Genomic DNA, 26055 nt, shown 5'->3' on the forward strand with positions numbered 1-26055 from the left:
ATAAGGAGGTTATATTAAGATGAAACGTAATCCGGTTATTCCATTTGTTTTAATCATGGTTTTTGGTATTGGACTAATTTTCTTCCTGTCTTTTAAAGGACTTGGCGATTCGAAGGAACTTGCTGATGAAAAGAAAGGCGGCGGAAAAGAGAAAACTGAGGCTGTTGCAGCAAACCCTGAAGATATTTACAAGACTACATGTGTTGCATGTCATGGAGACCAATACCAGGGTGTCGTTGGTCCTACCCTAAAAGGCGTTGGCAAAAAGTATTCAAAGGCACAATTGATGGACATCGTTCAACATGGTAGAGGCGCTATGCCTTCAGGACTTGTTCCAGCTGAAAATGCCGGTAAAATGGCTGATTGGCTTTCAAAGCTATAATATTAACTATATGAGGAAGGTCCTTTGCATATGTAAAGGACTTTTTTTATACTAATCATAACGATAACGAATATAGAGATGTGGTGAAGTGATTTGAATACAGATAAATTATCGAAACGGCTAGAAACAGTTGCCAGTTTCGTTCCAAACGGGGCAGTAACAGCAGATATCGGTTCTGATCATGCCTACCTGCCTTGTTATTTAGTGAAAAAAGGTGTGGTATCAGCTGCCATTGCAGGTGAAGTGGTTAATGGACCGTATCAATCAGCGAAAAAACAGGTTCAAGCTGAGGGTCTTACCGACAGCGTTTCAGTGCGTTTGGGTGACGGCCTGGAGGTATTGCAGCCGGGTGAAGCAGAATGCATTACCATTGCAGGAATGGGGGGCGCCCTTATTGCCAGTATTCTCGATAGGGGAAAGGATAAGCTTGGCGATGTAAAAAGGCTGGTGCTGCAGCCTAATATTAGCGCTATTTCCATACGAACCTGGTTTATTGACAATGGCTGGGAGCTTGTTGATGAAGAGATTTTAGAGGAAGATGGAAAAATATATGAAATTTTAGTTGGTGAACAGGGAAATCCCGATACCCCATATCAGCCACTTGGAGAAAAGGGCTTGCTGTTTGGCCCTTTCTAATGATCCGTAAACAGGAGGCGTTCAGAAAAAAGTGGAGCCTTGAAAAAGAGAACTGGCAGCGGATCTTTGAGCAGCTGGAAAATGCGGCAGCTTCCGAGGAGACAAATCAAAAGAAGCAAGAGCTTCTTCAAAAAATCAGTTGGGCAGAGGGGGTTCTGGCTGAATGAAAAATGTAAATGGACATGAAATTATCCAGATGTTTGAACAGTTTTCGCCAAAGGGATATGCAATGGAAGGCGATAAGGTAGGCTTGCAGGTAGGTCGGTTAAACGGAAAAGTGGACAGGGTCATGATTGCCCTAGATGTCCTCGATGAAGTGATAGACGAAGCAATTGAAAAAAATGTTCAACTTATTATTGCACACCATCCAATCATCTATCGTCCACTTCAAAAATTAACAACGGACACACTTCCAGGGAAACTTTTTGAAAAGCTGCTAAAGCATGATATATCAGTATATGCTGCCCATACTAACCTTGATGTTGCTAAGGGTGGGGTAAATGATTTGCTCGCTGGTGCACTCGGGCTGAAAAATGCGGAGGTGCTTGTGCCTACATATGAAACCAACCTGAAAAAGTTGGTTGTATTTGTACCTGTTGAAAATGAAAAGGAGGTCAGGGACGCTCTAGGAAAGGCTGGTGCAGGGGCAATCGGCAATTACAGCCATTGTTCTTTTTCAACAAATGGCTCTGGCCGATTTCTCCCTGGCGAGAATACGAATCCGTTTATTGGCGAGCAGGGAAAACTGGAAACCGTTGACGAGGTTAGGCTTGAGACAATTGTGCCGGAGGCCCTTTTGAAAAAAGCTGTTACAGCTATGATTAAGGCTCACCCATATGAGGAAGTTGCCTATGATGTCTATCCTGTTGATAATCAAGGCGAGGTTCTTGGATTAGGCAGGATTGGAGAAGTAGAGGAAATGACTCTGGAGCTATTTGCCGAAAAGGTTAAATCAGCCCTAGATGTTGACCGGGTCAGAGTAGTAGGGGAATTAAATTCCAAAGTGAAGAAAGTGGCTGTGCTTGGCGGAGACGGAAACAAATATTGGAGCCAGGCGAAATATAAGGGTGCAGATGTGTATGTAACTGGAGACATTTATTATCATACTGCCCATGATGCCATGATGCAGGGCTTAAATATGATAGACCCAGGTCATAATGTCGAAAAAATCATGAAGAAGGGTCTTGCAGACATCCTTACCGAAAAAAGTGTACAAGCAGGATATAACGTTGTCTTTATTCCTTCTGAAGTCGATACAAATCCGTTTAAATATTTATAAAAGTAAAACCGGCTGTCAAAAATGGCAGCCGGTTTTACTTAATTTATAGTGTCAGTTAATTGCTTCCGGTTTTTTTACTTTTGGAAGGATTCTGTTCAATGGAACATTCTTTTCCCTAACCCATGTCGCTTCGTTTTCAGGGTCAAACTGCTCAAGGAAGGAAATAACCTCCTTAGTAATCGGGGTTGGAGTTGAGGCACCCGCTGTCACAGCGACGGTTGAAGCATTTTTTATCCAGTTAACATCAAGCTCGGAAATATCAGCGATACGATAAGCTTTAGTACCGGCAATTTCTTCTGAAACCTGGGCAAGCCTGTTGGAGTTATTGCTCTTTGGATCGCCTACAACGATTAGGACATCGGCTTCTCCCGCCTGTCCGGCAACAGCCTCCTGGCGAACCTGGGTGGCCATGCAAATCTCTTTATGCACTTCCACATGTGGATATTTTGCCTGTACCAGCTTCATGATTTCAGCTACATCCCATTGGCTCATTGTCGTCTGGTTTGTAACGATGATTTTCTGGCTGTCCAGGTTTAACGCGTCAACGTCGCTGGCAGTTTCAACCAGGTGCACAATTTTTGGGGCAACCCCCACAGCTCCTTCAGGTTCAGGATGGCCTTTTTGCCTATATAAATGACCTGGAAGCCTTCCTGTTCCTTAAGCCGAATTAAATCATGCGTTTTTGTTACATCCGGACAAGTGGCATCGATGGTTACGAGTCCTTTTTCTTTTGCAAGCTCCCGTACTTCAGGCGATATTCCATGCGCTGTAAAAATGACCGTCCCTTTGTCAACTTTTTCAAGGATTTCCTTGCGGTTTTGACCGTCAAGAGTAATGATTCCTTCTTCAGCGAATGCATCTGTTACATGTTTATTATGAACAATCATCCCGAGGATGTAGATAGGACGTGGGAGAGATTTATCAAGAGCTGCGTTCCTTGCTATGACCATGGCATCAACTACTCCATAACAATATCCACGCGGTGAAATTTTAATAATATCCATTAATAAAGTCCTCCTATTAAGAACGATGACTTATACTCTATGTATTTATTATATAAAAATTATAGGTATAATACAAAGTGAGTTTGCGCACATGATAAAAAGAGGCTGTAATTTGCATTACAAAATAATAATTGACATACTAATTCAACCAAAATAAAAGATGCCGTTTCCAGCATCCTCCTTGAAGTGAAAATTCTGTTTAAATATAAAGTCTGGGAACCGAATTCCCTCTGTTATGACCCGTCTTCTTCTCCGTACTTTCAGTTTTCTGCTTCTTCTTTTTCTTTTTTGCAGAAGTACGTTTCTTAGCTGCAATTTCTTCTGCCGAGCTTGATTCTGTTTGTGTTGATGAGGAAGGTTTAACTGAAGTCGTTTCATCAGTATCAGAGGAAGAATTCTTTAATCCTCTGTAAAGCTTCCACATTGCTGGCAGGTTTTTAACCAGCGGTCCGTATTGCTGAATCATTGGTCCTACTGATTGAGCAGATTGCAGAATCTGCTGGGTATTATTTAGGAATCCATTAATGGCTCCGGGGTTGCTCAACGATTTAAGAAGTGAACCCGCCCCGCCAGCCCCTGCCTGACGGCTGGCGGCAGCCATTCCTCCCATTGCACGGGTTTGATTGCCCCCTCCGAATAATCTTGATAGCATGCGCCCCCTCCTCCGTTCATCTGTCCGGATCTTCCCATCATCTGACCCATCAACGGCCTTTGCTGGAATGGATTCATCCCCATCGAACCCATTCTGCCTTGAGGTCCAGGTCCTCCCATCATGCGTGGTCCCATTCCGCCTTGCATAGGGAATCCATGTCTTGGTGGCATAGTTATATCCTCCTTTCTTATTCCTTCTAATCTAAGGTATGCACAACTACCTTTTTTGTTTAGGCAGTTTTGCACAAACACGATGTAAAATTTCATGATTAGAAATTACAGAAAGGTAAAAGATGATAATAAAATATTGTTTAGGTGGAGATTTGCATTAATCTTTACTATAATTACATGATGGATGAAAGAAGTTTAATAAATGGATATTAAGGAGCAATTAAAAAATGAAGGTTAATCAATTTGAACGATTCGAGTTTCAGCCCTTTATAATAGACGCAATAAAAGAGATGGGTTTCCAAGAGCCAACAGAGATACAGGAACGGATTATTCCGGTTGTTTTAAAAGGAGAAAGCGCTATTGGCCAGTCACAGACAGGTACAGGAAAAACGCTTGCGTATGTTCTCCCTATTCTTGAAAAAATTGACCCGAAGCGGCAGGAAGTTCAGGCAGTAATTACCGCTCCAACAAGGGAGCTTGCAAACCAAATTTATCACCAAATTTTAAAAATGACCGAACAGTGCAGTGAAGAAAATAAAATAATGACCCGTTGTTACATCGGGGGAACAGACAAGCAGAGAACAATCGAAAAACTAAAGGTGCAGCCACAGGTAGTTGTTGGCACACCAGGCAGAATTAAAGATTTAATGGAGGATCAGGCGCTGTTTATTCATACTGCTAAAACGTTAGTGGTTGATGAAGCGGATATGATGCTTGACATGGGCTTTATTGAAGATGTGGATAAAGTGGCATCCAAGATGCCGGCAAATCTGCAAATACTTGTTTTTTCTGCGACTATTCCTGAAAAACTAAAGCCATTTTTAAAAAAATATATGGAAAATCCAAAGTTTATTCAGATTGATTCCAGAAACCTCGCTGCGGTAAATATCCAGCATTACCTTTTGCCTTCACGACACAAAAATAAAAAGGCTATTGTTCATGATGCGCTGTTAACATTCAACCCGTATCTTGCCATTGTTTTTACAAATACAAAAAAAATGGCAGAGGATGTTGCATATTACTTAATCGGGAAAGGCATGAAGGTCGGAAGGGTGCATGGGGATTTAAGTCCGCGTGAACGCAAAAAAATGATGAAGCAAATTCAAGACTTGGAATATCAATATATCGTAGCAACAGACCTTGCAGCGCGAGGCATCGATATAGAAGGTGTGAGTCATATCATAAATTACGAGCTTCCAACAGATTTGGATTTTTACATTCATCGCGTTGGCAGGACGGCTCGGGCAGGAAACTCTGGTATCGCGTTAACAGTTTATGAGAGTTCGGATGAGGACGCACTAAATCGCCTTGAAAAGATGGGAATCCAGTTTAAACATGTAGATTTGAAAAAAGATGAAGGCTTTGTTGAATTAGATGAACGGAATAAGCGTAAAAACAGAAAAAAACAAGAAGATGAAACTGATAAAGTTGCTAAAACGATGATTCGCAAGCCTACTAAAGTAAAGCCAGGATATAAAAAGAAAATGCAATGGGAAATGGATAAAATCAAAAAGAGGCAAAGAAGAATAAATAAGAAAAAGTAATGCCTGCTTTTAAGGGAGTGGATAAATATGCTGAAAATCGGTTCTCATGTCTCAATGAGCGGTAAAAAGATGCTGCTGGCTGCCAGTGAGGAAGCTGTTTCTTATGGTGCGAACACGTTCATGATTTATACTGGGGCACCCCAAAATACAAGACGTAAGGACATTTCTGATCTAAATATTGAAGAGGGCAGAAGGCATATGCAGGAGCACGGAATAAATGAAATAGTGGTCCATGCGCCTTATATTATAAATATCGGTAATACAACAAATCCAGACACCTTTGATCTTGGTGTCAGATTCCTGCGTACTGAAATTGACCGGACAGAAGCAATTGGAGCTGGCCAAATTGTTCTTCACCCAGGCGCACATGTAGGTGCAGGAACTGAAGAAGGTATTAAGAAAATTATTGAAGGGCTGAATGAAGTGTTAACGGGTAAAGAAAACATTCAGATAGCCCTTGAAACCATGGCAGGTAAAGGCTCCGAGTGTGGAAAATCATTCGAGGAATTAGCGATGATCATGGATGGGGTAAATTATAATGACAGGCTGTCTGTTTGTTTTGATACGTGCCACACGCATGATGCCGGTTATAATATCGTTGAAGATTTTGATGGAGTATTAAATGAGTTTGATAAAATTGTTGGATTGGACAGGCTTAAAGTTCTTCATATCAATGACAGCAAAAATGCTGTTGGGATGAGAAAGGACCGCCATGAAAACATCGGCTTTGGCCATATTGGCTTTGACACATTAAGTTATATCATCCATCATCCACAATTAAAGGATATTCCTAAAATCCTTGAAACACCCTATGTAGGTGAGGATAAAAATAATAAAAAACCGCCATACAAGCATGAAATAGACATGCTGAAAAGCAAGAAATTCGATGAAAACCTGCTTGATCTAATTTTAGGGTCATAAGAAAAAAAGCTGTGCGGCTGCACAGCTTTTATTTTGCAAACTGCATGAATAATTTGTTCACTTCCCGCGCTGTTTCAGCACTAGTCACCTTTGCAATTTCCTTTATTAAGATAGCCCTCTCGTTACTGTCAAAAATATTGACTTGCTTTCCCCTTAAGTATTCGGCTATTTTCTGAGCCTGGTTCCGGTTAACGGAAATATTAAACTGTTTCGCATACTTCAATAATTCATCAGTTGTAATGGTATTAATCTTATGATTTATGATGTTTTCAAAAATCTTCACTATCATCACTCCCCATCCTAATGTATGAAGGAGAATAGGGAATCGTGACAATAAAGATAATTTAACCTCCATAACACGGTACGGAGTGATTTATATGCATGCAACTTTACATAAAAAAAGAGATGTTGTATACTACGTAAGTTAAATCGGAATGATTCTTAAAATTAAAGGTGATGAATATGCCTTCAAAGTCAGTTATTGAAATTAATGGGCTGTATTATAGTTATGAAAAAGAGACAGTCCTTGAAAATATTAATCTTAACATCCCGGAGAGGTCTTTTCTTGGCGTTGTTGCGCCGAACGGTTCAGGAAAATCTACGTTGATGAAATTAATACTTGGGCTTCTTAAACCTCAGCAGGGTGAAATTCTTTTGTTTGGTCAGGATATTCGCCGGTTTAAGGATTGGGAGAAAATCGGGTATGTTTCCCAAAAAGCCAATTCCTTTAATACAGGATTTCCCGCAACCGTTTTTGAGGTAGTGGCAAGCGGCCTTACAAAAAAGCTCGGATTATTCCAGTTTTTTAAAAAAGAAGACCGTGAGAAAGTGAGTTCAGCTTTGAAATCAGTAGGTATGGAACAGCTGTCCGGAAAAAATATCGGTGAGCTTTCAGGAGGGCAGCAGCAGAGGGTTTTTATTGCAAGGGCACTTGTTAGCGACCCTGAATTATTGATTCTGGATGAACCGACAGTGGGTGTTGATGCCCAAAATGTAAATTCATTTTATCAAATGCTGGGTGATTTGAATAAGAATAGAGGAATCACTCTTTTGATGGTAACTCATGATATTGGAACGATCTCTGACAAAGTTACCCATGTAGCATGTTTAAATAAGACTCTTCATTTTCATGGACAGACAGAGGAATTTGAACAGCTAAGGGAAGATGGATTATCCGAAGTCTACGGGCATGATATTCATTTGCTGGCCCACCATCATGACCATGGAGGAGTTAACAGATGATCGAGGCGATATTTCGTTACGAGTTCCTGCAAAATGCTTTTATGACAGGGATATTGATTGGACTGATTGCCCCATTATTGGGCGTGTTTATTGTGGTGAGAAGGCTGTCTTTAATCGCAGATGCCTTAAGCCATGTTACTCTGGCAGGTATTGCGGCAAGCCTTTTGCTTGAAAAAAAATTCCTTATGTTCGCAGGTGTTAATCCACTGTACATGGGTATGGCTTTTTCAGTGGGCGGGTCCTTATTTATAGAAAAATTGCGGAGCGTATATAAGCATTATCAGGAACTGGCAATTCCGATTATCCTCTCAGGAGGAATCGGTCTTGGAGTGATTTTTATATCACTCGCCGATGGGTTTAATACAGATTTATTCAGCTATTTATTCGGAAGTGTTACAGCAGTCAGCAGGATGGATTTATGGACAATTCTTGCGATTAGTGTTTTTGTTGCAGGTGTGATCTTCTTATTATATAAGGAATTATTCTTGCTCTCTTTTGATGAAGAATACGCGAAAGCCTCAGGGCTGGCATCAAGAAGCATTCATTTTATATTTATCATCATGGTTGCTCTTGTGATTGCTGCTTCCATGAGGGTGGTCGGGATTTTGCTGGTGTCATCACTTATGACCCTTCCGGTCGCTGCCAGCATCCGGATAGCGAAGGGCTTTAAACAAACCATCTTTCTTTCAATGCTTTTTGGGGAAGTATCCGTTCTTGGAGGATTGTCGCTTGCTTATTATTTGGATCTTGCACCAGGCGGCACTATCGTAATGATTTCAGTAGCGATCCTGGTCATTGCAATACTTTATAGAAAAAGCGGATTTGGCAATAAAGCGGTTTAGGAGGCGGTTCGTATGGATGTGAATGAAGCACTTCGATTTTTAAAAGAGAAAGGATTTAAATATACTGGTAAAAGGGAAGAAATGCTGCTGTTGTTTGCTGGAAGCGATAAATATTTAACAGCTAAAGAGGTCCTGGAAAAGCTAAAGGACCATTATCCCGGCTTAAGCTTTGATACCATATACAGAAATCTTTCTCTTTTTGCGGAATTGGGAATACTTGAAATGACGGAATTATATGGAGAAAAACATTTCCGGTTCACATGCTCGCACCATCATCACCATCATCATTTTATTTGTCTTGATTGCGGAAAATCAAAAGAAATCGGAACCTGCCCAATGGTTGGACTTGGCGAGGATTTAAAGGGATACGATATTTCAGGCCATAAATTTGAAATTTATGGCCGATGTCCGGAATGTATCTAATAGGAAAAGCAGCCAAACAGGCTGCTTTTTTTATGGGTTTTTAAGCCAGTTTTGAATCCATGCGTTGGCTTCGTGCCAGTCATTTACACGGATAACGCCCTGTGGAATGGGGTCCTGGTTATATGGGGTATTAAATAAAATGACAGGGATTTGGCACTCTTCATGGATCATAACGGCATTGTCATGTTTGTCCTCAAAGAACACATCAACCTGGTATTTTTTTGCCGCTTCTACCTTATGATGTGTGCCAATTAGCTCGATATGGTGGTAAGTAAGATCGTTTTCAGTAAACCACTTTTCTGTAACATCTAATAAATGGGAGCTTCTGGCGCTAATAAAATATAATTCATGATCATTTTTCCACTCATTTAAAATAGGGTAAGCCCCTTTAGCGAGCGGGGACTCCGCATAAATGACAGGCTCATTTTTTTCAAACCATTCAGCAAATTCGGCTTCTGTCACTTCGACTAATGGATTTAAATCGTATTGTTTTATATCATCAAGGGTTATATTCATATTAAAAGCTTTATTTATATAAGGAACCAGCGAAGAAGGACAGGTCACTGTTCCATCAATATCGATGCCAAATCTTTTTTTCATTCTAGTTTCCCTCGTTTTCATTGATTTCTCTCCCTATTTTATATTACCAAAAACAGCCGAGCATTTGAAAAATTTTCGCCAGTAGTTATATAAAACCTTAAAGTCAAACATTGACATATTAAAAAGCGGTGGATTGCAAACACTAAAAAAGCTCCTATATTTGAAAGCGAGGGATTTAGATGGCAGATCAAGATAGAGGCTTTGTTGCGCGTGATCTTCGCCGAAAGAACCCTGATGAACCTTCTGATTACAGGGAAGAGACAGCAGCAGAGATTGCAGCCCCTGTAGTAGTTTATAATCGGAGAAGGGGATTAAATGAGGAAAGAGAAAGGGCAGCAGGAGGAACCGGTATCGGAACTGTTGGCCTTGCACTCTCAATATTATCTCTGTTTGTATTGCCGATCTTGTTTGGCGCAGCTGGAATAGTGTTAGGATTTATTGCCCGTCGCCGAGGAGCAGAGTCTCTTGGCTCATGGGCAATAGGATTGGGAGCTGTTTCGATTATTATCGGAATGTTCATACTTCCGTTTTTTTAACACGTTTCTGATAATAGGAGCAAAAGGCCTGGCATTATGCCTGCCTTTTCATTTTATTTTATACCTGCAATTCTGCTTCTGCAGCTTTCTTCTGGAAATATTCCTCTGCAATTTGGTCAATTTCTTTTTTAAGCTCATCGACTAATTCATTTTCGGGAACCTTCCGGACTATTTCACCCTTGCGGAATAACAGGCCTTCTCCACGTGCTCCAGCGATTCCAATGTCGGCTTCGCGGGCTTCACCCGGTCCGTTAACAGCGCAGCCAAGGACTGCAACCTTGATTGGAGCCTTGATTTTTTGTATATATTCTTCTACTTCATTCGCAATACTGATTAAATCAATTTCGATTCTGCCGCATGTTGGACAGGAAATTAAGGTTGCAGCATTTGAGGAAAGGCCGAAAACTTTCAATAATTCCCTTGCCACTTTTACTTCTTCGACAGGATCAGCACTAAGGGATATACGGAGAGTATTTCCAATTCCTTTGCTGATGATCGCACCTAAACCGGCAGCACTTTTAATTGTACCGGCATACAATGTCCCCGACTCCGTGATACCAAGATGTAATGGATAATCAAATGCTTTTGCTGCCTTTTCATAGGCTTCAATTGCAAGGTTGACGTCCGATGCCTTCATTGAAACGATAATATCATGGAAATCGAGGTCTTCTAAAATCTTTATATGGTGAAGCGCGCTCTCGACCATACCGTCAGCTGTTGGATAACCGTATTTTTCAAGGATTCTTTTTTCAAGGGAACCGGCGTTTACACCGATGCGAATCGGAATCCCACGTTCTTTAGCGGCCTTTACAACTGCCTCTACCTTCTCACGCTTTCCGATATTCCCCGGGTTAATACGGATTTTATCTGCTCCACCTTCAATTGCTTTTAGAGCAAGCTTATAATCAAAATGAATATCGACTACAAGAGGGATATTGATTCTCTTTTTGATCTCAGCTATGGCATTGGCAGCACGTTCATCCGGACATGCAACTCGGACAATTTGGCAGCCAGCCTCTTCGAGCCGTTTAATCTCGGCGACCGTAGCTTCAACATCATGCGTCTTGGTCGTCGTCATGCTTTGTATGATTAACTCATTGCTCCCGCCAATCGTTAAATTCCCCACTTTAATTGGACGGGTCTTTGTGCGATGTATAATTTCATTCAAGAGAAATTCGCTCCTTTAAAATATGGAATTCGAATATTAATTATAAAAATGTACTACTTATATATTTTATCAGTCTCCCGGCAATCTTGACAAGGAGATTAACTGCTAAGGCTGGAACAGCTTTCCTTGATACTCCTTTGTTTAATGATTCTTTACCTTTGAATAGTCCGGAAAGCGGTATGATTTGCCGATTTGAATTTTTTCTGGCTGAAGCCCTGAATTAAGCTTTTCAAAATCCGTTATTACATCATCAATGGCTACAGGAATGTTATGGGCCAATTGGTGTTCGACAATCGTCAGTACGGTTTCGCCGGGCGCTACCTTCACTTCAAAATAGGGTTGATTTGCGGAAATTTTATTTTCAGCTAACGCATCTGCCTTCTTTGTCTGGATATGCGGCTGCGGAAGGGTGCCCTGAGTCAAATCAAAATAAATAACATAAATGCATAAAATGGAAACAAGCAGCACGATTAGCTTTTTCATCGACAAACCTCCATATAGATGGAATTTGTACAATAAATATGCTTGTCCAATTTAATTTAGAACAAAAAAACGCGCTTTAAAAGCGCGGTTATTCGATCCTGTTTTTTGGTCTCGGCGTTTCATTAATGGCAAGAAATAGAACGATGATAGCAACGAGCCAATTGATCAAGAAATCTTTTGGTACTGTTGTTTGAATAGCAGCCATAATCGTGAAGAAGAGGGTCGGCAGCGTTTCGCTATAGGCAGCCATTCTCCATAATTGGCGGAAGTGCAGCTTGCGACCGGTTAAATTTTTTATTAAAAGGCCAAAAGGGCAAGAACAGTCACTTCTACAAAGCTTGCTGCACTGGAAAATAAAAATACAAACAGTGAGATCACCGCGATAATAATGTATTTTGAATTGCTGAGCAAATCGATGAATTCAAGTAATTCTTTGTTGGTCACCTTGATAGTATTCAGCATTGTATACGGGTAGGGTTGGATTTTCCGCCCGCAACCAAGGCAAACTCATTTTTCAATAATGCAAGTGTATTGCTATCAGTACTTAAATTTTCAGTGGTAACCGCACCAGTGGAATCAAGAATGATCGTAAAATCGTCCTTGTTAATGGTCACAGGGACTTTACTCTCTGAAGTTAAGCGGCCGTCTTGAATTGAAAAAGCAGGCAATTCATCTTCAATAACATTCCGGCTGGAATCGATACCCGAATTAAGTGCAGAGCTGATAAAAACTAATGAAGGCAGAATGGAAAGAAAGGTAAGAAAAAATACATACAAGATGGTTTTTCCAATCCCTTGAAAACGAAAAAGAGCAATATCCTTGGGAGAATAGATGCTTCTATAAAATTGTTTGAAAATATTCATACTAACACACCCTTAAACAGATTCACTTTTCTATTCTAGCTTTAGCGCAGTTTATATACAAGAAGTACCATCAAAAAAAACTAATTTACTGTAATGTTTTTGTAATAATTAAGAGAAATGTAAAAGCAGTGTAAATTTATAGTGCAAATCATTTACTTTTTCTTTAAATATTTTACATAATAAGATGAGCTTAATGTTGGTTTTTGTCGAAAGTAGGAAAGATGAAGGTGGAAAAATGAATTTTCAGGGGACTGATATGTATACCAGGCTTATCGCCGGAGTCGGATTATTGGCAGCAATTGTGCTCTTTTGGGCAATTGGCAGGTTCATTATCAAGACAGTTGTGAAGCTTATGAAGTTCGGGGAGAGTTCTGCGAGTGAGCCGGTACAACTTGATACAAGCTATTTCGTCCAATCTCCCGGAATTGCTCTTGGACAGGCAAAGGAAGAAGTCGTGCGGATGGGCTTTATGGCCAATAGTATCATTGAAGAAACAGCTGAACTTATAAAATCTAATTTACATAAACATGCTGTGAAAGCATGGGAACTAGAAAAAACAATCCAACATTTATATGAAAAAATATCAGAATATTTATCTGAGCTTTCAAATTATCCTTTATCTGATGAAGACACTGATAAACATATCATTTTGTTGGAGACTAACGAGGACATTGTTCGTATAGTGGAGCATGTAATGAATATTATCATGCTCATAGAGAAATACGACAGTAACTCATTGCCAGCCTTCGATAAATATATAGATAAAATGTTACTCTTGTCTGGGGAAGCATTTAAACAATCCCTTCAAGCTTTTGACTATAATGATAAGACAGCTGCAGAGAATGCTAAAAAATTAGAAGAAGAAATTAATAATTTGGAACAGCAATATCACAAAGAACAGATGGAAAGGTTGAGAAAGGGTGTATTTACAGGGCATTTAGGTATTATTTACGATGATATAGTCCTAAATATAGAGCTTATTGGCAAACATTCATCCAATATTTCTGTTAATGTACTGAAAAAAGACTTTCTAAAATGAAAACAATAAAAAAAGGAGAGGGAAAATGGACATATTATATTGGTCGTTAATTACGCTTCTCTTTGCTGTAGCGTTTGTGGGGTTGGTATATCCAATTATACCTAGTGTTTTATTTTTGCTTGCAGGATTTTTATTATATGGCTTCCTTTTTTCTTTTCAGCACTTCACCTGGTATTTTTGGGTAATTCAAGGATTGCTTGTTGTCCTGTTATTTGGTGCAGACTTCCTGTCCAATATGATTGGTATAAAGAAATATGGAGGATCAAAAGCGGGGATATGGGGAAGCACGATTGGTATAGTGGCAGGTCCAATCGTTATTCCTTTTTTAGGAATTCTAATTGGCCCATTTATAGGTGCTATTGCGGCTGAATTTATTTTTAATAAGAGGAGCTTCTCTGAAAGCGTGAAAATTGGCTTTGGTTCTGTTATAGGTTTTATTAGCAGCATCATCACAAAGTCAATCATCCAGGTGTTAATGATCATTTATTTTCTTGTCGTTGTATTCTAAATTTTACAGCCCTATCCACCTGATAGGGCTGTTTGTTTATTGTTAACAGACAAGAAAGTTTAATTTTTTTTAAAAGTACTGATGTCTAGCTTCAGCGCCTACCCCCTCGAGGTCGCTTCGGTCCTTCCGATGAAGTCAAAGAACGACTTCACCTCTAGGCCCTCCAGCGCTTGTCGGGGGTGATCAAGGCGCTTGCGTTTTTCTTAGTTCAATCCGCAAATTTCAGCAGAGCAATTTTGGCAGTCTACCTCTCTTTTTAAATAACTGAGGTTTTTTACCGTGAATTTTTGCTGCTCATATGAAATGATGTCCATTTCGCGCAGCTCCTTTAGTAAACGCTGGATTACTTCTCTTGTACCGTAGGTCAGGTTTGCAAGCTCCTGATGGGTTAGCGGCAAGTCAATGAGTATTCCATTTTCTGTCATGATACCATATGAATTGCAAAGCCGAATCAAAATGGAATATAAACCGCCTTTTTTGCCATTCATTATTAAATCCTGGCATTTCATTTGAGCTTTTAAATATCGAGTGCTTAACCAGGAAACCAGAGAAATCATTATCGAAGGATCATTTAAAACAAAAGACTCAAACTGTTCCTTTTTAATAAATAAAAATTCGCAGTCAGTCACTGTTTTTGCAGAAAAATGGTAGTGGGGTTCATCTTTAAAAATTTGATATTCCAGAAGAAGCTCACGGCTGTTTAATATCTTTAATAAAAATTCTTTTCCCTTTTCATGGACCCTGCCAATAGCAGTGCTTCCTTTTAAAATAAGAAATATGTACTGAACAGGATCTTTTTCTTGAAAAAGGACAGTACCAGCTTTAATTTTTTGTACGGACTCATTCTTCCCGAAAAATTGAAGCAATAAATTGTATAAAGAAATGCTCTCGTTCTGCATCTTTGCCACTCCTTTTAATGCATCCATGCTTCGATTTAAAAGAATTACTTACTGCCTGTCAATAAGGGACTTCACATGAAATGAAAGCTTTTTGTGACTGTAGGGCATTTATCGTTGACAATATGCGGTTTTTAAAAAATGACAATTTAACGAAAGATGCTCGTGCACCTAGGAATAAAGTTTTGGATACAGGGCAATGTATCTATGTCAGCTAAGAGCATATCATTTGAAACAATGATGGAAGTTTGGTAATCTTAACCTGAAAAGCTTTAGAAATATTCTAAATTCAAACGGTTTAGGAAACTAAGGCTATAAAATTAATTATTACATAGGAGGATATTATAATGGCATTCGAATTACCGCAATTACCTTATGGTTATGACGCCTTGGAACCAAACATTGATAAGGAAACAATGAATATTCACCACACTAAGCACCACAACACATACGTAACAAATCTAAACAATGCATTAGAAGGAAACGAAGAATTGCTTTCTAAAAGCGTTGAAGAAGTTGTAGCAAACCTTGATGCGGTTCCTGAAAATGTCCGCACTGCAGTTCGCAACAACGGTGGCGGCCACGCTAACCATTCTCTATTCTGGCAAATCCTTTCACCAAACGGTGGTGGTGAGCCAACAGGTGAGTTGGCTGACGCACTTAACAAGAAATTCGGTAGCCTTGAAAACTTCAAGGAAGAGTTCGCTAAAGCAGCTACTACACGTTTTGGTTCAGGCTGGGCTTGGCTTGTAGTTAATAACGGAGAATTAGAAGTAACTAGCACACCAAACCAAGATTCTCCACTTATGGAAGGAAAAACTCCTGTACTTGGACTTGATGTTTGGGAGCATGCTTACTACTTGAAATATCAAAACCGCCGTCCGGAATATATTAACACTTTCTGGAACGTTGTTAATTGGGACGAAGTTTCAAAACGATACAACGAAGCAAAGTAATAATGATAAAACAAAAAGGCGGACGCTTGTCCGCCTTTTGTTCTTTGTAATACAGAAAAACTCCTGCCACTCCGCTTGCTCCATCTTACTTCCTCTTAGCGAATAATAAAGCAATGCTTGTTAAAGACTACCCTTATGACAAAGGGGAGTTAATTTATGAACAAAAAATTCAAGTTTCTTGGTGACATAGAGCTTAAGGGGGATTTATCCCTTCTTCTAATTATTGGAGGCTTATACTCATTAAGTGTCGCTCTATCCAACAGTTTCGTAAATATATATCTTTGGAAGCAATCTGGAGAATTTTCCGATTTGGCCTTTATAATTTATCGATTGTCATCATTCAGCCGCTGACTTTCATTTTGGCTGGAAGATGGGCTAAGAAGGTAGACAGGGTCATTGTATTTAGAATCGGGGTCATATTTTTGGCCTTGTTTTATCTGACAGTTTTAGTTGCAGGAACCCATGCATCTCACTATTTAATGCTGCTTGGAGGATTGCTGGGGGTTGGATATGGTTTTTATTGGCTCGCGTTTAATGTTTTAACCTTTGAAATTACAGAACCAGAAACGCGGGATTTTTTTAATGGTTTCCTTGGGATTTTATCATCTATTGGAGGAATGATTGGCCCTATGGCTGCAGGGTTAATCATTACCAGGCTTACAAAGTTTACAGGATATACGGTGGTTTTTGGCATGTCTTTGGCACTATTTGGATTGGCCGTTTTCCTTAGCTTCTTTTTAAAGCCAAGGCGGCAAGCGGAAGATATTGCTTCACACGAATTTTGCAGGAAAGAAAACAAAATCAAAATTGGCGTCTCATAACACATGCCCACTTTTTCCAAGGCTTGCGCGAGGGGACGTTTTTATTTGTAATCTCGGTTTTTGTTTTTATTTCTACCGGAAGTGAACTGGCACTGGGTACCTTTGGTCTAGTGAACTCCGGAATTTCCTTTATTGTTTATTTTGCCGCTTCCAGGATCATTAAGAAACATCACCGGAAAAAGTCAATCCTTATTGGTGGAATCATTTTATACGCTGCAGTCCTACTGATTGTTTGGGATGTGTCCTATTACAAGCTATTAATTTATGCAGGAATGATAGCTATGGCATACCCGATTCTCCTTGTTCCATATATGTCGATGACATATGACGTTATTGGACAAAGTTGGAAGGCAGCTGAAATGCGAATTGAATATATTGTTGTTCGTGAAATTTTTTTGAATGGAGGAAGAATTGTTTCCATTCTTGTATTCCTTGCAGCGGTCACATGGTTTGATCAGAGTAAAAGCATACCCGTTCTTCTCCTGATTCTTGGCGCTGGCCATACATGTATTTACTGGTTTATTAAAAGAATCAAACTTTCTCCAGCATGATCAAAACAGCATTTTTTTCTTTTTAAAAAATGGTAAGGGTTCCTCATGGAAAAAAGGGGGCATTTCTTTTAGAATAGAAGTTATGTGAATCCTTTTAAAGAAAGTGTGAGTAAACGTTGGTAAATAAAAAGAAAAAGAAGAAGACTCAAGTCCCTTTTAGGCTGAATATGCTATTCTTTGTTGTTTTTATGCTTTTTTCAGCGCTAATTTTAAGGCTGGGAGTCGTACAAATAGTATATGGAAATGATTTTAAACGGGAAATTGAAAGGACCGAGGATATTACTATCGACAATCCGGTTCCCCGTGGGAAGATTTATGACAGAAATGGGAAAGTAATTGTGGACAACTCCCCGCTCAACGCAATCACATATACGAAATATCAGAATGCAGACCAGAAGGAAATGCTTATGGTGGCAGCACGTTTGGCTAAGTACATTACAATGGATACAAAAAAGGTACAGGAGCGCGACAAGAAGGATTATTGGCTTATGGCGCATCCTGATGAAGCAAAAAAGAAAATAACAAAAAAAGACTGGGACCAATATAAACAAAAAAAACTGGACGATAAAGATTTATATAAAATACAACTGTCCAGAGTTACGGATGCAGAGCTAAGCCAGCTTACTAACAAAGACTTACAGATTTTGGCCATTTTTCGACAATTTAACAGCGGTTACGCTTTAACTCCGCAAATCGTGAAAAATAAAGGAGTCTCGGCTAAGGAGTTTGCTGTTGTCAGCGAAAATCTCGAAAGCTTGCCAGGAGTCAATACGACAACAGACTGGGACCGTAACTATGTATTCGGCAGTACCCTGAGAACTGTTTTAGGAAAAGTGACATCGTCTGATGAAGGTGTCCCAAAGGAGCTCCTCGACTATTATCTTGCAAGAGGATACAGCCGAAATGAACGGGTCGGAAAAAGCTATATTGAGAAGCAGTATGAAGACGTCCTTCACGGTGAAAAGGCAAAGGTCAAGAACAAAACGGACAAAGCCGGGAATATCATATCAACCGAGGTAGTTTCTGAAGGAAAAAGGGGAAAAGATCTCGTACTCACGATCGATATGGATCTTCAGGCGTCAGTTGAAAAGATTCTCGAAGACCAACTCCGGCTTGCGAAGAAAGAGCCAAGTTCTGGCCTTTTAGACCGCGCATTTGTTGTAATGATGGATCCGCGGACAGGTGAAGTGCTTGCGATGGCCGGAAAGCAAATTGGGAAAAATGAAGAAACCGGTAAGGAAGAAATGAAAGACTTTGCACTTGGAAATATCTCTACTTCCTATAACGTCGGATCAGCTGTCAAAGGTGCAACGATTTTGACAGGATATAAAACAGGAGCCATCAGCCCAGGCTCGACTCAATTCGATGAACCGCTAAAAATTCAGAATACACCAGTGAAAAAATCATGGAAAAATTTTGGAAGAATAAATGATTTACGGGCACTGCAGGTTTCGTCAAACGTTTATATGTGGAAAACAGCCATTGCGATGGGGGGAGGACACTATGCCGCAAACGAATCTCTTCCTCTTAATATGAAGGCGTTTGATACGGTCAGACAATCCTTCAGCCAGTTCGGTTTAGGAGTGCGGACAGGTATTGACCTGCCAAATGAAGCAACCGGTTATCCAGGCCAATTAAGAAGCCAGGTTTGCTGCTTGACCTTGTTATTGGACAATATGATACTTATACAAACATGCAGCTTGCGCAGTATGTGTCAACGATTGCATACGGTGGATACCGTGTGCAGCCACATTTGGTAAAGGAAATCAGAGAGCCTATCCTTGATAATAAGGAAATGGGTCCTGTAGTACAGGAAATTGAACCAAAGGTATTAAATCGAATTGATGCAAAGGATGAATGGATCAAGAGAGTTCAACAGGGCTTTAAAATGGTCATGCAGGTAGGCGATGGCACGGCGGTCAGGTACTTCCATACTGCTGAATATCATCCAGCCGGCAAGACGGGGACTGCTGAAGCGTTTTACGATGGCCCTAAACGCAAGCAGTTTGGCAAAAGGCCCCACAAGTAATGAATCTAAGCCTGGTCGGCTACGCGCCTGATGATAATCCGGAAATAGCAATCGCGGTATTGGTGCCATGGGCATATCAGTCAGCGAATGGCCGTGGGACGAGCAACTATATAGGCCGTGCGGCTTTGGATGCATATTTCGACTTGAAAAAAAAGCGCATGAATGGAAATGCATCGATTCTTCAAACAGGAGATAAATCTTCCAATCAGGATTCTCCTTCGGCTGGAGGCCAATAAAAGAACAAAACCCGTTTCTCTCAAGAAACGGGTTTTTTGTTTTTTGTGTTTTTTTAATAAAACTGCACAAAATAAAGGATATGAAGGTTTTCGGATTTACGTATTCAATACACAGATTTACAAAACCTTTACAATGCATTAAAACGCAGTTAACAGTAAAGCATTATTCTATTACCTGTAGGACAAAACAACCATATCTCTTAGGGGGAATAACAGAAATGAAAAATTTCAAGAAATTAGGCCTGCTTATGATGCTAGCAGCATTAATGGTATTTGCAGCTGCTTGCGGTGGAGCTTCTGATAAAAACAAAAATGATAAGACAACAGAAAAGAAAAACTTATCTGGTTCATTAGTAGTATCCGGTTCATCTGCAATGCAACCACTTGTTGCAGCGGCGGCTGAAGAGTTCATGAATAATAATCCTAAAGTTGATATCCAGGTTAATGCCGGCGGTTCAGGTACAGGTCTTTCTCAGGTTTCTGAAGGTTCAGTTCAAATCGGTAACTCTGATTTGTTCGCTGAAGAAAAAATTCCTGACAAAGCAAGTGAACTTGTTGACCACAAAGTTGCAGTAGTTGGTATGACAGCTGCAGTAAATCCTAAGGTTGGTATTAAAGACATTAAAAAAGAAGACTTAATTAAAGTATTCACAGGTAAAATCACAAACTGGAAAGAGCTAGGCGGAAAAGACCAAAAAATCGTTCTTGTAAACCGTCCGGATTCTTCAGGTACACGTGCAGTATTCAATAAATTTGCTCTTGATGGAGCAACACCTGCAGAAGGTGTAACAGAAGATTCTTCACCTACAGTTAAAAAAATCATTAGCGAAACAGATGGTGCAATCGGATATCTTGCTTTCTCATTCTTTACTGATAAAGCAGTAACTCCACTTGCAATTGATGGAGTAGAACCAACTGATGAAAATGTACAATCCGGAAAATTCCCAGTATGGGCTTACGAGCACTCTTATACAAAGGGCGAGCCTAACGAATTAGCAAAAGCATTTCTTGACTACATGATGAGCGACGATGTTCAAAACACAATCGTGAAGGACCAAGGTTATCTTTCAGTTAAGAAAATGCAAGTTGAACGTGATGCAAAAGGAAATCAGAAAAATCTATAATGGTTCAATGAATGGACAGGGTAAATGCGCCAGCGCATTTACCCTATTATGACGTAATCTAGGGGTGTTTTATTTTTATGGAAAAGCTGGTTCCTGCAAAAGACAGATTATTAAAATCTGAAAAAAAATGGATGGATGGGGAATTACGAGGAAAAGTTCTGGTTACATTGAGTGCGATCATTATGATTTCAGCGACTATAGCTATTACTATTTTTCTTGGTACAAAAGGGGTGCAGTCTTTTATTAAAAACGGTGTAAGTCTTATTGAATTCTTAACCAGTAAGCACTGGAATCCGACAAATGCAGCAGACCCACAATATGGAGCTCTCCCCTTTATATTTGGGTCCTTTGCAGTTACAATGCTGTCAGCTCTTGTGGCAGCTCCTCTTGGAATTGGCGGAGCTATTTTTATGACGGAAATTGCTCCTTCATGGGGCAGGAAAATTCTTCAGCCCGTTATTGAGTTATTAGTCGGAATTCCATCTGTTGTTTATGGCTTCATCGGGCTTACAGTACTTGTTCCTTTTATTAGAGGGCATGTGGGGGCACTTGGCTTTAGTTTACTTTCTGGAACCATTGTCCTTGCCATAATGATTCTGCCTACAATTACAACTATTGCTACGGATGCAATGAGTTCAATTCCAAAGACCCTTAAAGAGGGCTCATTTGCCTTAGGCGCTACAAGGTGGCAGACAATAAGAAAAGTATTGATACCAGCTGCGATGCCAACATTGCTGACAGCTATTGTTCTTGGTATGGCAAGGGCGTTTGGAGAAGCTTTGGCAGTACAAATGGTAATTGGAAATGTTCGAAATCTGCCATCAAGTATTCTCGATGCATCTGCTACATTAACAACTATCATTACACTGAATATGGGTAACACAACTTACGGAAGTATTGAAAATAATACATTGTGGTCAATGGGATTAATCTTATTAATAATGTCATTCGGCTTTATCCTTTTAATCCGCTATCTTTCAGCAAGGAGGAAGATATAATGAACAGCAGAACAGCAGACCGGATTGCCACCGGAGTTTTCATTGCGATAGCGGTTATTATCATAACGATATTGGTTGCGCTATTTTCTTATATTTTATTTAACGGTCTAAAATATGTTTCCTTTGATTTCATTACCACTCCATCTAGTAATATCAGGGCAGGAGGGGGAATAAGAGATCAATTATTCAACTCTCTTTATATTTTATTCATTACGATGCTGATTACTATTCCTCTTGGACTTGGCGGAGGAATATATATGGCAGAATACGCAAAGCCAGGCAAAGTGACAAACGCGATCCGCTCCTGTATCGAAGTCCTAGCTTCTCTTCCTTCCATTGTAATTGGAATGTTTGGTCTTTTGATGTTTGTTAATTTAACTGGCTGGGGATATACGATTCTTGGTGGGGCACTGGCTTTAACGGTATTTAACCTTCCAGTTATGGTACGAGTCAGTGAAGATGCTATTAGGTCCGTTCCACGTGATCAAAAAGAAGCAAGTCTTGCCCTTGGTATTACTCACTGGCATACAATTAAAACTATTCTTTTGCCGAGTGCTTTTCCGTCCATCTTAACAGGTGCGATTTTGGCATCAGGCCGTGTTTTTGGCGAAGCAGCTTCCTTACTGTTTACAGCTGGCCAATCAACTCCAAGATTGGATTATGCAGATTGGAATCCGTTTTCAGATATGTCACCTTTAAATATTTTCCGTCCTGCTGAAACATTGGCTGTTCATATTTGGGCTCTCAATACACAAGGAATAATTCCAGACGTAAAGGAAATTTCAAATGGATCGGCAGCGGTCCTTATCATTTCCGTCCTTATCTTTAACTTATCTGCCCGCTGGATCGGCAGCATCATCCACCGGAAAATAACGGCGACAAAATAAGAGAGCGGGTGAAGGAAAATGGCGACAACATTCATAAATAAAACCGAAGGCACAGAAAAAATCGATTCAGATCAAACACAGCATAATGACTTAATTTTAAAGGTAAATAATTTGGAAATATTTTATGGTGAAAAACGTGCTGTAAATGGTATTAACATGGATATTGAAAAGAATGCGGTCACTGCGCTTATTGGCCCGTCGGGTTGCGGGAAATCGACATTTTTGCGCAGTATTAACCGTATGAATGATCTCATTCCTGGAGCGAGGGCTGAGGGGGAAATCCTTTATGAAGATATCAATATTTTATCTAAAGAAGTGAATGTAGTGGCCTTAAGAAAAGAGATTGGAATGGTTTTTCAGAAACCGAATCCTTTTCCAAAATCCATTTATAATAATATTACCCACGCTTTGAAATTTTCTGGTATCCGCAAAAAGAGTGTTCTTGACGATGTAGTGGAGGAAAGCCTGACTAAGGCGGCTTTATGGGATGAAGTAAAAGACCGTCTCCATAAGTCAGCACTTTCTCTTTCAGGCGGACAGCAGCAGCGGTTATGTATCGCACGTACGATTGCAATGAAACCTACGGTCATGCTGCTTGATGAACCTTCATCGGCCTTTGACCCTATCTCGAACGCAAAAGTGGAAGACCTGATTTTAGAATTAAAAAAGGAATATTCTATTCTTATCGTTACCCATAATATGTCGCAGGCGTCACGTATTTCTGATAAAACAGCTTTTTTCTTAAATGGTGATCTGATTGAATTTGATGTAACGGATAAAATTTTCACTAACCCGTCCGTAAAAAAGACCGAAGAATATATTTCCGGACGTTTTGGATAAGGGGGATTGGACATGTCGGTTTTTACAATAACGGATAAGGCTTTTGAAGTAAATGATTTGAATCTTTGGTATGGGGATCACCATGCATTGAAAAATATAAATTTTCCAATCCGAAAAAAAGAAGTGACGGCCATTATCGGACCGTCTGGGTGCGGTAAATCAACTTTCATCAAAACATTAAACCTGATGATCAATATGGTCCCCGGAGTGAAAATGTCTGGAGAAATAAATTATAACGGCCAAAATATCTTGAATGAAAAGATGGACCTTGTAGAACTTCGTAAGAATGTTGGCATGGTGTTCCAGAAAGGGAACCCATTCCCGCAATCCATTTTTGATAACATTGCCTATGGCCAGGATTCACGGTATTAAAAGAAAGAAGGATCTTGAGGAAATCGTAGTTAAATCTTTGATGGACGTGGCTCTATGGGATGAAGTAAAGGACAGATTGTATGGTCCTGCTATGGGGCTTTCAGGCGGCCAGCAGCAGCGTCTTTGCATTGCACGAGCACTTGCAACAAAACCGGAGGTGCTCCTTATGGATGAGCCCACCTCAGCACTTGACCCAATCTCAACCTTGAAAATTGAAGAATTAGTATTAGAATTAAAGGAAAAATATACAATTGTCATGGTGACACACAATATGCAGCAGGCAGCACGTGTCTCAGATAAAACAGCATTCTTTTTAATGGGAGAATTAATTGAGCTTGATTCTACATCCAAGATATTTTCCCGCCCATCAGACGATCGGACAGAAGGTTACATTACAGGAAGATTCGGATAATACGAGGTGAATATTGATGAGTATGAGATCAAATTTTGACAGCAATTTAAAGCAGCTAAAAGAAATGCTGCTTGATATGGCATATCTTTCTGAGCAAGCGATTAAAGATGCAATGGATGCACTTGTTAAACAGGATTTAAAAAGGGCAGAGCAGATCATTGAAGGTGACAATGCAATTGATGAGATGGAACATAAAATTGATGATAAGGCAATCTTAATGTTAGCCACACAATCTCCTGTCGCAACAGATTTAAGAAAGGTGATTGTTGCATTAAAAATTTCGTCAGAAGTTGAACGGATTGGCGATATGGCAGTGAATATCGCTAAATCGACTCAGCACATCGGAAATGAAAAGCATATCAAGGAAATCGTAGATATTCCAAGGATGATGGAAATGGCTCTTGAAATGCTGACAGATGCCTTGACATCTTTCTATACGGAAGATATTTCACTGGCTCGAAAATGTGCTGAAAAGGATGATAAGGTCGATGAAATGTACGGAAGGCTTGTTCGGGAATTAATGGGTTATATTCCTGAAAATCCGGCAGCGACCAATCAAATTACTCAGCTTGCATTTGTATGCCGATTTATTGAGAGAATTGCCGACCACGCTACAAATATTGCCGAAAATGTTATTTTCCTGGTAACTGGAAAACGTTATGATTTGAATGCTTAATACAACAAAAGCTGGATCCGATAAGGATCCAGCTTTTGTTTATTTACTTTGTTTAGTGATTATTTTAGCCATCTGATCATAAGACATATCACTCGTTAGCTCAAAGGTGCCCAATTGCAGCTTGGACTGGTAATTATGGTCAATGAGAAACTGGCCAAACTCATGTTCATTAGCAATGATTTTTTGCACAGCCAGGAGGTGGACAATTTCCTCCGTATTCATTCCTGCTTTAACTTCAAGCTGAAAGGTATAAACCTTCTTATTCGCAGCACTTGGCTTTGAAGAAGACTGAGAAGTGGAAGCTGGAGCTTTTTTATGAGGGACAATTTTTTGGCCGATGCGGTCTGTCTATTTTTCTGATTGCCAGTGTTCTTCAGCATTTTATATTCGTTGGGACTCAAAACGATGTACCCTTTGTCTTCAAGCTGTTTTTTTGCTGAAGGGATAGTTTCCACTTTATTAATATTAAAATAATAAGAACCGATTACGCATGCTGTAAAAAAAATACCGAGAGCAAATGCACGAACTCCCCGACTATTCATCGCCTTTTCCTCTTTCTGAGTATTCCTTTAAAATTCCATAAACATCCTTGACCGATAAAGAAGATTGCTGTGCAATTTGTTCGATCGGCTTTCCTTGCATAGCTAGTGCCCAAACCTGATTCTTTATGATGTCATGAATATCTTTCTGGCTGGATATGGATTCATGTGTTTGTAAAGGAATGGAAGGAACGATATCCTCACTGACCAATAGTTCCTCTTCTAAAATTTTTAATTTTTTTTTCATCTGGTAATTTTCCTGGACCTGCTGAATTGTAAATTGATCAAGCTCGTTTTTCAGGTCTTTATATGGATCCCGCATAAAGAAGGACAGGAGAAACAGAATAATGGAAAGCCCAAGCAATCCAAGCATAATTACTGCCATTTCAAACACCTCGCTCATATTCTACAAAAATATTTTACCAT

General features: G+C 39.8%; 28 protein-coding genes and 5 pseudogenes. 21 read left to right on the forward strand and 12 right to left on the reverse strand.

The features are described 5' to 3' along the window. Positions 1 to 19 precede the first annotated feature (19 nt). From cccA to RCG23_RS18995, 4 genes are all read left to right on the forward strand, one after another. A complete protein-coding gene (gene cccA, locus RCG23_RS18980; RefSeq protein ID WP_308176934.1) occupies positions 20 to 382 on the forward strand; it encodes a cytochrome c550 in 363 nt (120 codons plus the stop codon). Between the two features lie 93 nt (positions 383 to 475). Then, entirely contained in the window at positions 476 to 1018 is a 543-nt protein-coding gene (locus RCG23_RS18985) for a tRNA (adenine(22)-N(1))-methyltransferase (protein ID WP_308176935.1), read from the forward strand. Beyond that, positions 1018 to 1185 carry a hypothetical protein gene (locus RCG23_RS18990; RefSeq protein WP_308176936.1) on the forward strand — a complete coding sequence of 56 codons (168 nt, stop codon included), beginning with the start codon at positions 1018 to 1020 and terminating at the stop codon, positions 1183 to 1185. Before RCG23_RS18985 ends, RCG23_RS18990 begins: the two co-directional genes overlap by 1 nt. Then, a complete protein-coding gene (locus RCG23_RS18995) occupies positions 1182 to 2297 on the forward strand; it encodes a Nif3-like dinuclear metal center hexameric protein (RefSeq protein ID WP_308176937.1) in 1116 nt (371 codons plus the stop codon). The genes RCG23_RS18990 and RCG23_RS18995 overlap by 4 nt, the downstream gene beginning before the upstream one ends. 51 nt (positions 2298 to 2348) lie before the next feature. On the opposite strand, the pseudogene RCG23_RS19000 reads toward RCG23_RS18995, so the two are convergent. The 3 genes and pseudogenes from RCG23_RS19000 to RCG23_RS19010 all read right to left on the reverse strand — a co-directional run bounded on the left by RCG23_RS19000 (position 2349) and on the right by RCG23_RS19010 (position 4123). Further along, positions 2349 to 3301 (reverse strand): annotated as a pseudogene (locus RCG23_RS19000) (4-hydroxy-3-methylbut-2-enyl diphosphate reductase). Between the two features lie 199 nt (positions 3302 to 3500). After that, positions 3501 to 3902 (reverse strand): VrrA/YqfQ family protein, encoded by a 402-nt coding sequence (vrrA, locus tag RCG23_RS19005; protein WP_308176938.1) that lies wholly within the window; start codon positions 3900 to 3902, stop codon positions 3501 to 3503. Continuing rightward, positions 3842 to 4123 carry a hypothetical protein gene (locus RCG23_RS19010; protein ID WP_308176939.1) on the reverse strand — a complete coding sequence of 94 codons (282 nt, stop codon included), beginning with the start codon at positions 4121 to 4123 and terminating at the stop codon, positions 3842 to 3844. Before RCG23_RS19010 ends, vrrA begins: the two co-directional genes overlap by 61 nt. Positions 4124 to 4350: 227 nt before the next feature. Here RCG23_RS19010 and RCG23_RS19015 point away from each other — a divergent pair, with 227 nt between their 5' ends. Then, entirely contained in the window at positions 4351 to 5667 is a 1317-nt protein-coding gene (locus RCG23_RS19015; protein ID WP_308176940.1) for a DEAD/DEAH box helicase, read from the forward strand. Between the two features lie 27 nt (positions 5668 to 5694). After that, complete coding sequence (locus tag RCG23_RS19020) at positions 5695 to 6588, forward strand: deoxyribonuclease IV (protein WP_308176941.1); 894 nt, start codon at positions 5695 to 5697, stop codon at positions 6586 to 6588. A gap of 28 nt (positions 6589 to 6616) precedes the next feature. Here RCG23_RS19020 and RCG23_RS19025 read toward each other — a convergent pair whose 3' ends face one another. Continuing rightward, positions 6617 to 6871, reverse strand: coding sequence for a DUF2624 domain-containing protein (locus tag RCG23_RS19025; RefSeq protein WP_308176942.1), 255 nt, complete (start codon positions 6869 to 6871; stop codon positions 6617 to 6619). A gap of 179 nt (positions 6872 to 7050) precedes the next feature. On the opposite strand from RCG23_RS19025, the gene RCG23_RS19030 reads away from it, so the two are divergent. Genes RCG23_RS19030 through RCG23_RS19040 form a run of 3 tightly spaced genes read left to right on the forward strand, consistent with a single transcriptional unit; the run spans position 7051 to position 9095 of the window. Next, positions 7051 to 7830 (forward strand): metal ABC transporter ATP-binding protein, encoded by a 780-nt coding sequence (locus RCG23_RS19030; protein ID WP_308176943.1) that lies wholly within the window; start codon positions 7051 to 7053, stop codon positions 7828 to 7830. After that, positions 7827 to 8672, forward strand: coding sequence for a metal ABC transporter permease (locus tag RCG23_RS19035; RefSeq protein WP_308176944.1), 846 nt, complete (start codon positions 7827 to 7829; stop codon positions 8670 to 8672). Before RCG23_RS19030 ends, RCG23_RS19035 begins: the two co-directional genes overlap by 4 nt. A gap of 12 nt (positions 8673 to 8684) precedes the next feature. Beyond that, entirely contained in the window at positions 8685 to 9095 is a 411-nt protein-coding gene (locus RCG23_RS19040; RefSeq protein WP_308176945.1) for a zinc uptake transcriptional repressor Zur, read from the forward strand. A gap of 30 nt (positions 9096 to 9125) precedes the next feature. On the opposite strand, the gene RCG23_RS19045 is transcribed toward RCG23_RS19040, so the two are convergent. Then, positions 9126 to 9695, reverse strand: coding sequence for a hypothetical protein (locus RCG23_RS19045; protein WP_308180107.1), 570 nt, complete (start codon positions 9693 to 9695; stop codon positions 9126 to 9128). A gap of 179 nt (positions 9696 to 9874) precedes the next feature. Here RCG23_RS19045 and RCG23_RS19050 point away from each other — a divergent pair, with 179 nt between their 5' ends. Beyond that, positions 9875 to 10231 (forward strand): hypothetical protein, encoded by a 357-nt coding sequence (locus RCG23_RS19050; RefSeq protein ID WP_308176946.1) that lies wholly within the window; start codon positions 9875 to 9877, stop codon positions 10229 to 10231. Between the two features lie 58 nt (positions 10232 to 10289). Here the strand turns inward: RCG23_RS19050 and ispG are convergent, their stop codons facing one another. From ispG to RCG23_RS26045, 3 genes and pseudogenes are all read right to left on the reverse strand, one after another. Continuing rightward, on the reverse strand, positions 10290 to 11390 hold the full coding sequence (gene ispG, locus RCG23_RS19055; protein WP_308180108.1) for a flavodoxin-dependent (E)-4-hydroxy-3-methylbut-2-enyl-diphosphate synthase: 1101 nt from the start codon (positions 11388 to 11390) through the stop codon (positions 10290 to 10292). A 150-nt stretch (positions 11391 to 11540) separates the two neighbouring features. Next, entirely contained in the window at positions 11541 to 11882 is a 342-nt protein-coding gene (locus RCG23_RS19060; protein WP_308176947.1) for a type IV pilus biogenesis protein PilM, read from the reverse strand. An 88-nt stretch (positions 11883 to 11970) separates the two neighbouring features. Then, a pseudogene (locus RCG23_RS26045) lies at positions 11971 to 12745 on the reverse strand (DUF1189 domain-containing protein). A gap of 235 nt (positions 12746 to 12980) precedes the next feature. Here RCG23_RS26045 and RCG23_RS19080 point away from each other — a divergent pair. Together RCG23_RS19080 and RCG23_RS19085 are read left to right on the forward strand one after the other, a co-directional pair. Then, positions 12981 to 13784, forward strand: coding sequence for a PhoU domain-containing protein (locus RCG23_RS19080; RefSeq protein ID WP_308176950.1), 804 nt, complete (start codon positions 12981 to 12983; stop codon positions 13782 to 13784). Positions 13785 to 13809: 25 nt separating this feature from the next. Next, on the forward strand, positions 13810 to 14292 hold the full coding sequence (locus RCG23_RS19085; protein WP_308176951.1) for a DUF456 domain-containing protein: 483 nt from the start codon (positions 13810 to 13812) through the stop codon (positions 14290 to 14292). 203 nt (positions 14293 to 14495) lie between these two features. Here RCG23_RS19085 and RCG23_RS19090 read toward each other — a convergent pair whose 3' ends face one another. Continuing rightward, on the reverse strand, positions 14496 to 15191 hold the full coding sequence (locus RCG23_RS19090; RefSeq protein ID WP_308176952.1) for a Crp/Fnr family transcriptional regulator: 696 nt from the start codon (positions 15189 to 15191) through the stop codon (positions 14496 to 14498). A gap of 344 nt (positions 15192 to 15535) precedes the next feature. On the opposite strand from RCG23_RS19090, the gene RCG23_RS19095 reads away from it, so the two are divergent. The 9 genes and pseudogenes from RCG23_RS19095 (at position 15536) to phoU (ending at position 25090) form a co-directional block, all read left to right on the forward strand. Then, positions 15536 to 16144 carry a superoxide dismutase gene (locus RCG23_RS19095; protein WP_308176953.1) on the forward strand — a complete coding sequence of 203 codons (609 nt, stop codon included), beginning with the start codon at positions 15536 to 15538 and terminating at the stop codon, positions 16142 to 16144. 156 nt (positions 16145 to 16300) lie between these two features. After that, positions 16301 to 17516: pseudogene (locus RCG23_RS19100) on the forward strand (MFS transporter). 167 nt (positions 17517 to 17683) lie between these two features. Continuing rightward, positions 17684 to 19781, forward strand: a pseudogene (locus tag RCG23_RS19105) (peptidoglycan D,D-transpeptidase FtsI family protein). Positions 19782 to 19999: 218 nt separating this feature from the next. After that, positions 20000 to 20905 (forward strand): phosphate ABC transporter substrate-binding protein, encoded by a 906-nt coding sequence (locus tag RCG23_RS19110; RefSeq protein WP_308176954.1) that lies wholly within the window; start codon positions 20000 to 20002, stop codon positions 20903 to 20905. A 131-nt stretch (positions 20906 to 21036) separates the two neighbouring features. Next, positions 21037 to 21903 carry a phosphate ABC transporter permease subunit PstC gene (pstC, locus tag RCG23_RS19115; protein ID WP_308180110.1) on the forward strand — a complete coding sequence of 289 codons (867 nt, stop codon included), beginning with the start codon at positions 21037 to 21039 and terminating at the stop codon, positions 21901 to 21903. Beyond that, positions 21903 to 22790 carry a phosphate ABC transporter permease PstA gene (gene pstA, locus RCG23_RS19120; RefSeq protein ID WP_308176955.1) on the forward strand — a complete coding sequence of 296 codons (888 nt, stop codon included), beginning with the start codon at positions 21903 to 21905 and terminating at the stop codon, positions 22788 to 22790. The genes pstC and pstA overlap by 1 nt, the downstream gene beginning before the upstream one ends. Positions 22791 to 22883: 93 nt before the next feature. Beyond that, positions 22884 to 23630 carry a phosphate ABC transporter ATP-binding protein PstB gene (pstB, locus tag RCG23_RS19125; RefSeq protein ID WP_308180111.1) on the forward strand — a complete coding sequence of 249 codons (747 nt, stop codon included), beginning with the start codon at positions 22884 to 22886 and terminating at the stop codon, positions 23628 to 23630. Positions 23631 to 23642: 12 nt separating this feature from the next. Then, a pseudogene (pstB, locus tag RCG23_RS19130) lies at positions 23643 to 24414 on the forward strand (phosphate ABC transporter ATP-binding protein PstB). Positions 24415 to 24430: 16 nt separating this feature from the next. Next, positions 24431 to 25090, forward strand: coding sequence for a phosphate signaling complex protein PhoU (gene phoU, locus RCG23_RS19135; RefSeq protein ID WP_308176956.1), 660 nt, complete (start codon positions 24431 to 24433; stop codon positions 25088 to 25090). A gap of 39 nt (positions 25091 to 25129) precedes the next feature. On the opposite strand, the gene RCG23_RS19140 is transcribed toward phoU, so the two are convergent. From RCG23_RS19140 to RCG23_RS19150, 3 genes are read right to left on the reverse strand one after another with little or no spacing between them, the layout of a single operon-like run. Beyond that, positions 25130 to 25312 (reverse strand): hypothetical protein, encoded by a 183-nt coding sequence (locus RCG23_RS19140; protein WP_308176957.1) that lies wholly within the window; start codon positions 25310 to 25312, stop codon positions 25130 to 25132. Next, positions 25309 to 25632, reverse strand: coding sequence for a hypothetical protein (locus tag RCG23_RS19145; RefSeq protein ID WP_308176958.1), 324 nt, complete (start codon positions 25630 to 25632; stop codon positions 25309 to 25311). The genes RCG23_RS19140 and RCG23_RS19145 overlap by 4 nt, the downstream gene beginning before the upstream one ends. After that, the gene (locus RCG23_RS19150; protein ID WP_308176959.1) at positions 25625 to 26014 is read right to left on the reverse strand and encodes a hypothetical protein; all 390 of its coding nucleotides are present in this window, start codon (positions 26012 to 26014) and stop codon (positions 25625 to 25627) included. Before RCG23_RS19150 ends, RCG23_RS19145 begins: the two co-directional genes overlap by 8 nt. Positions 26015 to 26055: the final 41 nt, after the last annotated feature.

The organism is Neobacillus sp. PS3-34 (assembly GCF_030915465.1).
Lineage (GTDB): Bacteria > Bacillota > Bacilli > Bacillales > Cytobacillaceae > Neobacillus_A.